This window comes from Streptomyces oceani, from assembly GCF_001751245.1.
Taxonomy (GTDB): Bacteria; Actinomycetota; Actinomycetes; order Streptomycetales; family Streptomycetaceae; genus Streptomyces; species Streptomyces oceani.
On the sequence record NZ_LJGU01000112.1, the window covers coordinates 61,039 to 69,265 of the forward strand.

Consider the following 8,227-nt stretch of genomic DNA (forward strand, 5'->3'; position numbering starts at 1 on the left):
CGAACCAGCCGACCAGGCCCATCACCACGAAGCCGGTGATGAACGTGAACAGGGTGGCCAGCCCCCGACCGAGGCCGAGGCGTCGCAGTCGCGCCACGGTCGGCTGCATCAGCGCGGTCACCAACAGACCGGCGGCGAACGACATGATCAGCAGGCTGATCGTGCTGACCACCGACATCAGGACGTAGAGCACACCGGCGAGTACGAGCAGCCGCCAGCCGGCCTCGGCCGCCACCCGCATCCCCCACGGGATCACCGCGGCTGGTTCCGGCTTCGCCGGCACCGCCGGGGCGTAGGCGGGTGGTGCCGGCACGCGAGCCGTTTCCGGTTCGGTGTCCGTGCGGCCCGCCGGCGCGCCGCCGCCCCGGTCGCCGTGCTCCTCCGGCCCGGCTGCGACCGTACGGGCGCGACGCTCGGCCATCCGTCCCGCCCAGTCCTGCACGCCACTCAGGATTCGATCGACCCTGCGTGCCATCGGTGTCCTCCGCCCCCGCCCACTCGCATTTCTCCGGTGCCGTCAGTGGGACGAGAGTACCCGGGCGAATGGTTGCCTCGGTCCGGCACACGCTTTCGGCAGCCGCCCGCCACAGGCCCCGCCGTACGGCCCTCGCCGTACCCGGCTCCCGTACGCACCCGGCCCCCCGGTGGTTCCGCGCGCGTGCGCACGGCCCACAAACGGCTCTCGGCTGCCCCCGGCCCGGATCGGGCTCGGGGACAGCCGAGACAAGCACGCTGCGGGCGACTGACCAACGACCGGAATGGCTGTCGGTCGTGGTCGCGCGCCCCGACTGACCGCTGACCGCTGACCGCTGTCAGTAGTAGTTGTTCGCCTGCCAGAATTCCCAGGCGCCACAGGGGCTGTCGTAGCGGTCGTTCATGTAGTTGAGCCCCCACTTGATCTGAGTGGCGGGGTTGGTGCGCCAGTCCGATCCGGCGGAGGACATCTTGGAGGCCGGCAGCGCCTGCACCAGGCCGTACGCCCCCGAGGACGGGTTGGTCGCGGTGTAGTCCCAGCCCGACTCGTGGTCGACTATGTTCGAGAAGCACTGGAACTGGCCGGAGCCCACGATCTGCTGGGCCATCGACTTGACCTCGGCCACCGTGTACGAACTCTGCTCGGGGAAGTCGCCCGGGTCGCCACGTTCCTCGGAGCGGCTGGCGGCCTCCTCCTCGCGCTCCTCGGCCTCTTCCTGGGCCTTCTTCTCCGCGGCTGCCTGCTCGGCTGCCTCCTTCTTCGCGGAGGCGTCCTCCGCAGCCTGCTTACGGGCCTCTTCCCGCGCGGACTGCTTGGCCGCCGACGCAGCAGCGCTGGACTGGGTGTCCGCCTGCTGGGTCACGGAAGCTGTCTGAACCTGGGTGTTGTCACCCGCGTGTACATCTGCGAGGACGGTCGCGTCGGCTGCGGTGGTTGCCTCGACATCACCGGAGGTGCCCTGCTGGCTCCCCGATGCCGCTCCGACAACGGCGCCGACGGTGGTTACCGCAGTGGCCGAAGCCACCGCGAACCCCCGGACCGAGATCCGGCTCACACGGTTTCCTTCCAACACCGCCCGCTGGGACCGCGCGGGCGCAATCGTGCCCCTGGCACTGACCTCCAACTGCGTTGGCCACGGAGGTACGGGCCCGGTCGGCTCTCTCCGGGTGGAGAGGGCTCGCGTGGTTCTTCGGGCGGCATACAGCGTACTGCTGTTGATTTGTCTGGTGCTGCACCACGGATGGTGCGGGTGTGCCGTATGCGGGGCCTGACAGAACCCACACCCTGCCGGACGCCCTCGGGTTGAGGCAATTCCATGCCGAGTGGGATAGCTCACAGGGCGTTTGGCCCGAGAGATTGATGGAAACGCGTACGCGGCCGGGGTTCGCGCGAGTAGACTCCTTGGCCTGCCCGTACGCCCCCGGCCACGAACCGCTGGTGAACTGGCCGCACGCGCGCCGTCGCGGACGTCCCGTCAGGTCCGGGCCGCGTCACTCACTTTCCGGCCCTTCACTTCGGGTCCGTCAGTTCCGCTGGCCGACCCCGGCGTCGGTACCAACGAAACGGCGGCGTGCGCGCGGGGCGCTCACCCCTCCTCCAGCATCTCGGTGACCAGCGCGGCGATCGGCGAGCGCTCCGAGCGGGTCAGCGTGATGTGCGAGAACAGCGGGTGGCCCTTGAGCTTCTCCACCACCGCGGCCACCCCGTCGTACCGCCCCACCCGCAGGTTGTCCCGCTGCGCCACGTCGTGTGTGAGCACCACCCGGGAGTCCTGGCCGATCCGGGACAACACCGTGAGCAGGACGTTCCGCTCAAGCGACTGGGCCTCGTCCACGATGACGAACGCGTCGTGCAGCGAACGCCCCCGGATGTGCGTCAGAGGCAGCACCTCGAGCATGCCGCGACTGACCACCTCCTCGATGACGTCCCGACCGGCCACCGCGGAGAGGGTGTCGAAGACCGCCTGGGCCCACGGGTTCATCTTCTCGTCGTGAGTGCCCGGCAGATAGCCAAGGTCCTGGCCACCGACCGCGTACAACGGGCGGAAGACCATCACCCGCGCGTGCTGCCGGCGTTCCAGCACCGCTTCGAGTCCGGCGCACAGGGCCAGGGCACTCTTGCCGGTACCCGCTCGGCCACCCATCGACATGATGCCGACCTCGGAGTCGAGCAGCAGGTCCAGCGCGATGCGCTGCTCGGCACTGCGGCCCTTGAGGCCGAACGCGTCGCGGTCGCCCCGCACCAGCTTGATACGGCCCTCGGGTGTGACCCGGCCCAGCGCCTTGCCCTTCTCGGACTGCAGCACCAGCCCGGTGTGCACGGGCAGCTCGGCCGCCTCCGGCTCGAACACGCTCCCGGCCTGGAAGAGTTCGTCGATCTGCTCACCCGGCAGGGTCAGCTCCGTGACGCCGGTCCAGCCGGACTCCGTGACGGCCAACTCCGCGCGGTACTCCTCGGCCAGCAGACCGACCGAGGAAGCCTTGATGCGCAGGGGCAGGTCCTTGGACACCACCGTCACGTCGTACCCCTCCGCCTGCAGGTTCCGGGCGACGGCGAGGATGCGGGTGTCGTTGTCCTCCAGCCGGAAGCCGGCCGGCAGCACGGCGGTGTCCGAGTGGTTGAGTTCGACCCGCAGCGTGCCGCCGACGTCGCCGATCGGAATCGGCGCGTCGAGCCGGCCGTACTGGACGCGGTAGGTGTCCAGGCGGCGCAGTGCCTCCCGGGCGAAGTAGCCGAGCTCCGGATGGTGGCGTTTGGCCTCCAGTTCGGTGACGACCACGACGGGCAGCACGACCTCGTGCTCGTCGAATCGGGAGATGGCCGAAGGGTCGGCAAGCAGCACACTGGTGTCGACGACATAGGTGCGCTGGCCGTGCGGGCTGCGCTTCTTGCTGTTCACCACGGGTGGACGTACCCCCTTGGACAAGTGCGGGGTGCGACTTGTGCCCGTACGTACGCGGGCGTCGCGCCGGAACGAACCGGGCCCGGACCACGCCGCGCGGGCCGGACTCCGGCCCTCCGCTTCGTCCACCACGGCACTGCCGTGATCGCCGTGCTCTGCAACGGGCCTCCCGGAGCCGCGACCCAGTCCGGGACGCGACCACCAGGGGTATTCCCGCACAGTCGGTACGCCATGCAGGGCCACTCGGGGGCCGCTCCCGTGGCGTGGCGACCCGGCGTACGAACCGGCGGCGGCTCGGGCGGTGTTGGCACGTGTGTCCGCTATGCGGGTGACCCGCCGGCCACGGCGACGTGCCCCGCGCGCTGACGCGCCGCCACTCGTACGGCGAGAGGTGGCATCTGGCTAGATCCGGGGGGGGCGAGCGTGGTGGCGGGGCCCGCCGAACGGGACGCCGGCCCGGCGGGCGCTGCCCGATCCGGTCTCGGCGGCGGCGGTGAGGGGCGCGGTGGAGGGGGTCCAGCGGGTACGGCGGGTACGGCGCGTCCAGCGGGTACGGCGGGCGCGACCGGTGCCTCGCGGGCGGCGCGTCCTCGGGTTCGCTCAGTTGCCGTAGCGGCGGTGTCGGGCGGCGTAGTTCCGCATCGCCCGCAGGAAGTCGACCTTCCGGAAGGCCGGCCAGTAGACCTCGCAGAAGTAGTACTCCGAGTGCGCGCTCTGCCAGAGCATGAATCCGGACAGCCGCTGTTCGCCGCTGGTGCGGATCACCAGGTCGGGGTCCGGCTGGCCGCTGGTGTAGAGGTGTTCCGAGATGTCCTCGACGGTCAGGGTCTCGGCCAGCTGCTCCAGGGTGGCGCCCTGGGTGGAACGTTCGGCGAGCAGGGAGCGTACGGCGTCGGTGATCTCCTGCCGGCCGCCGTAGCCCACGGCGACGTTCACGAGTATGCCCCGGTTTCCGCCGGCCCGTTGCTCCGCTTCCTTGAGCACCTGTTGCGTACGGCCCGGCAGCAGGTCCAGCTGACCCGCGTGGTGTATCCGCCAGCGGCCGTCGGCGGCCAGGTCCCGCACGGTGTCCTCGATGATGCCGAGCAGCGGCAGCACCTCCTCCTCGGCACGGTGCAGGTTGTCGGTGGACAGCATCCAGAGCGTGACCACCTCGACGTCGGTCTCCGCGCACCAGCCGAGCAGCTCCCGGATCTTGTCGGCGCCGGCCTGGTGCCCCTGCTCCGTGGTCCCGCCGGAGGCACGGGCCCAGCGACGGTTGCCGTCCAGGATCACCCCGATGTGCTTGGGACCGCGAGCGGAGTCGAGTCGATCCTCCACACGGCGCGCGTACAGCCTGTACACCAGGTCGCGAAGCTTCATGGGAGTGCTACTCCTCCATACCGACATGCCGAGTGCGGGAACCACAGCACCTTACTGCGTATGGGCCCGCCGGTACGAAGTCGGGAAGCCCGGGGACATCCGCGGACGCGCGGGCGGTCCGGCGAGCGCGCGGGCGGCCACCGGGCCGAGTCCGAGTTCACCCGCCGACCGGACCACGGGCGACCGGGCCTTGATAGGAACGTGTCATGGACGACACGGCTGACCACACCTTCCCCTACCAGGCTGCGGACTCGCGCTACGACACCATGACCTACCGGCGCACCGGCCACAGCGGCCTGCTCCTGCCGGCGATCTCCCTCGGCCTCTGGCACAACTTCGGCGACGACTTCCCGCTGGACGGGCAGCGCGCGATCCTGCGGCGGGCCTTCGACCTGGGCGTCACGCACTTCGACCTGGCGAACAACTACGGTCCGCCACCCGGCTCGGCCGAGGCCAACTTCGGCCGGCTCCTCGCCGCGGACTTCCGCCCGTACCGTGACGAACTGGTCATCTCGACCAAGGCGGGCTACCTCATGCACCCGGGCCCGTACGGCGAGTGGGGCTCGCGGAAGTACCTGCTGTCCTCCCTGGACGCCTCGCTGCGCAGAATGGGGCTGGACTACGTGGACATCTTCTACTCCCACCGGTTCGACCCGGACACCCCGCTCGAGGAGACGATGGGCGCCCTGGCCTCGGCCGTACACCAGGGCAAGGCGCTCTACGTGGGCCTCTCCTCGTACAACACCGAGCGCACCCGCCAGGCGGCGCGGCTGCTGCGGGAGATGGGGGTGCGTCCGCTGATCCACCAGCCCTCGTACTCCATGATCAACAGGTGGACCGAGGACGACGGGCTGCTGGACACCCTGGAGGAGGAGGGCATGGGCTGCATCTCGTTCGCGCCGCTCCAGCAAGGCATGCTCACCGACAAGTACCTCGGCGGCATCCCGGAGGGCTCGCGCGCGGCCCAGGGCAAGTCGCTCAACCCACGGTGGCTGAATGACGAGGTGCGGCGCCGGCTGCACGGCCTGAACGCGCTCGCCGAGCGCCGCGGCCAGTCGCTGGCGCAGCTGGCCCTCGCCTGGGTGCTGCGCGATCCGCGGATGACCTCCGCGCTGACCGGCGCCAGCAGCGTCGCCCAGCTGGAGGCCAACGTCGCGGCGCTGGACGGGCCCGCGCTCACGGCCGAGGAGCTGTCGGAGATCGACTCGTACGCCGCCACGGAGCCGGGGGTGAACATCTGGTCCCGCAGCAGCGAGAGCTGACCAGGAAGAGCTGACCAGTGAGAGCGCGCCGGTGACCAGGAAACGGGCCGGTCCGAGGGGGGGTACGGACCGGCCCGCGGGGGGATTCCCAGCATAGCCCGCGCACCTGTCCGACCGGACGGGTTCGACCGGGATTCCGCTCGGGCTTCGGCGGATTCGCGGGTGCCGTCCGGATGCTTCCACCGTTCGTGTGGGCACCGTCCGGACCGCGTACGAGGCGCTACGGCACCGCGCGGGCGAGGCTGTACGTGGGCAACACGGCTAGGCCGCCACACCGCCCAACAGCACTCCGACCAGCGCCCCCAGCACCATGAACGGCCCGAAGGGCAGGGCCGCTCCGCGTTCCGCCCGGCCGGTCGCGAGCAGCACCCCGCCATAGCAGGCGAGCAGCGCGAAGCCGAGGAAGGCGCCCGCGAGCAATACCTCCCAGCCGTACCACGCAAGAGCGACTCCCAGAGCGAGCGCCAACTTGACGTCCCCGAAACCCATGCCGCTCGGGCTGATCAGGAACAGGACGAAATAGACCGCGGCCAAGGCCACCCCGCCCAGCAGCGCCCGCGGCCAGTCGCCGCCCGCCCCCGGCAGCAGCGCGGCCACCCCGAGCAGCAGCGTCGTCCCGGCCGCGAGCGGCAGCGTCAGCACGTCCGGCAGCCGGTTGACCGCACGGTCCACCGCCGCCAGCAGCAGCGCGATCGGCACCGCGAGCAACCACACCGCCAGCTCCGGCCGTGCCCCCACCACGGCCGTCAGGCCACCGCACACCAGCCCGCCACCGAGTACGAAGAAGCGCGCGCCCGGTCCGTACGCCCCCGCGCACTCCGCGCACCACGCGCGCCCCAACCAGCCTCCGCCGGGCCGACCGAGTCCGCCCAGCGGGTGACCTGCCGGGCAGTGCGCGCGCCACGCCTCGGCCGGCTCCACCGCGAGCCGGTAGACGGCACGCGGTATCAACAGGCCGACAGCGGCGCCGTATCCGGCGGCGAGAGCGGTCCACAGCAGCAGCACCCGGCGAGCGTACGCGGGCACACACCAGCGGAACATCCCGCACCCGGCGGGCTACGGCCCGGCAACCAGCGCCGCCGCCACCGCGGACAACTATCGCTGGCTCCCACCGCGGACAACTATCGCTGGCTCCCACCGCGGACAGCTATCGCTGTCCGCTCACACCCCCTTCGCGACCCTCCTCCGCCATCGCCGCCTCGTACGCCCGCAGCGTGTCCACGACCAACGTCCGCTGCTCCGGGGTCAGCGGCTCGAACGCCGTACGCCAGGCGCCGGCGCCACGCGCGAGCCAGGCGTCGATGCCCGTGCGCCAGTCGTCCGAGATGTCCACGATCCGACGGCGTCGGTCCTGCTCGTCCTCGCGGCGCTCCAGCACCCCCTTCCGGCTCAGCTCACCCACCATGAGGCTGACCGTCGTGGGGGCGACCTCCAGCCGCGCCGCCAGTTCGTTCACCGTCGAAGCGCCGTCGAAGAGCAGCCCGGCCAGTAGCGAGAGATGTCGGGGTGCGAGCGCCAACGCCTGCACCTCCTCGGGTGGCGGCGTCCGCTTCAGTCGCCCGATCACCCGGGGCATCAGCATGACCATCGCGCGTACCGCGTCGTCGGTGTCCGCGCCGGAACCACTGACAACGTCGCCACCGGGGCTCTCCGTTGACATCGGAACCGCCTCTCTCGTAATATCTTTGAACACAAAGCTGTTTTGCTTGCAAAGTCGCTCGCCCCTCAACGCTAGCGAACAACAGAAAGCAGGCACGTCTTGCCACATTTCCATGTACGCGTCGCCGAAGAGGACCTGACCCCGGAAGTAGAGACCCGACTCATCCACGAACTGACCCAGGCCGCGATCCGGGTCTACGGCGACTGGGCCTGTCCCATCGCCCATGTCGAGCTGCACGGCAGCTCCCGCCGCCGCATCGGAGTCGGCGGCGCGCCGACCCAACGGGAGGCGCCCTCCGTGACCATGAACATCCGCGAGGAGGCGTTCCACCGCCCGGACTTCGTGAACGGCCCGGCCCAACTCTTCGCCGCCATCACGGACGCCGTCGTCGCGGTCTTCGGAGAGTCCGTACGGCCGCACGTGACGGTGCAACTCGTCGGCATCCCGGCGGCCCGCAGCGGCGCGAGCGAGGTCGTCGCGGCCTGACCGGCTCCGGCCCCGCGACCCAGTCGCGCACAACGGGCCGTTCGAAGCCGCATCGCACGCGCCCGCCATACGCGACACGC

At 70.8% G+C, this 8,227-nt stretch carries 7 protein-coding genes and 1 pseudogene; 2 read left to right on the forward strand and 6 right to left on the reverse strand.

Annotated elements, in window-relative coordinates:
• From AN216_RS05655 to AN216_RS05670, 4 genes and pseudogenes are all read right to left on the reverse strand, one after another.
• Window positions 1-475: pseudogene (locus tag AN216_RS05655) on the reverse strand (AI-2E family transporter); the annotation flags it as partial.
• 337 nt (window positions 476-812) lie between these two features.
• Window positions 813-1,529, reverse strand: a complete 717-nt coding sequence (locus tag AN216_RS05660) for an aggregation-promoting factor C-terminal-like domain-containing protein (RefSeq protein WP_070195482.1) — start codon at window positions 1,527-1,529, stop codon at window positions 813-815.
• A gap of 531 nt (window positions 1,530-2,060) precedes the next feature.
• Window positions 2,061-3,377: a PhoH family protein gene (locus AN216_RS05665; RefSeq protein ID WP_070195529.1), complete on the reverse strand. Its 1,317-nt coding sequence runs from the start codon at window positions 3,375-3,377 to the stop codon at window positions 2,061-2,063.
• A 600-nt stretch (window positions 3,378-3,977) separates the two neighbouring features.
• Entirely contained in the window at window positions 3,978-4,739 is a 762-nt protein-coding gene (locus AN216_RS05670) for an isoprenyl transferase (protein WP_070195483.1), read from the reverse strand.
• 206 nt (window positions 4,740-4,945) lie between these two features.
• On the opposite strand from AN216_RS05670, the gene mgrA reads away from it, so the two are divergent.
• Entirely contained in the window at window positions 4,946-6,001 is a 1,056-nt protein-coding gene (gene mgrA / locus AN216_RS05675) for an L-glyceraldehyde 3-phosphate reductase (protein ID WP_070195484.1), read from the forward strand.
• Between the two features lie 261 nt (window positions 6,002-6,262).
• Here mgrA and AN216_RS05680 read toward each other — a convergent pair whose 3' ends face one another.
• Together AN216_RS05680 and AN216_RS05685 are read right to left on the reverse strand one after the other, a co-directional pair.
• Window positions 6,263-7,042 (reverse strand): prepilin peptidase, encoded by a 780-nt coding sequence (locus AN216_RS05680; protein ID WP_070195485.1) that lies wholly within the window; start codon window positions 7,040-7,042, stop codon window positions 6,263-6,265.
• A gap of 106 nt (window positions 7,043-7,148) precedes the next feature.
• Window positions 7,149-7,661 (reverse strand): MarR family transcriptional regulator, encoded by a 513-nt coding sequence (locus AN216_RS05685; RefSeq protein ID WP_070195486.1) that lies wholly within the window; start codon window positions 7,659-7,661, stop codon window positions 7,149-7,151.
• A 99-nt stretch (window positions 7,662-7,760) separates the two neighbouring features.
• On the opposite strand from AN216_RS05685, the gene AN216_RS05690 reads away from it, so the two are divergent.
• Window positions 7,761-8,147 (forward strand): hypothetical protein, encoded by a 387-nt coding sequence (locus tag AN216_RS05690; RefSeq protein ID WP_070195487.1) that lies wholly within the window; start codon window positions 7,761-7,763, stop codon window positions 8,145-8,147.
• Window positions 8,148-8,227: the final 80 nt, after the last annotated feature.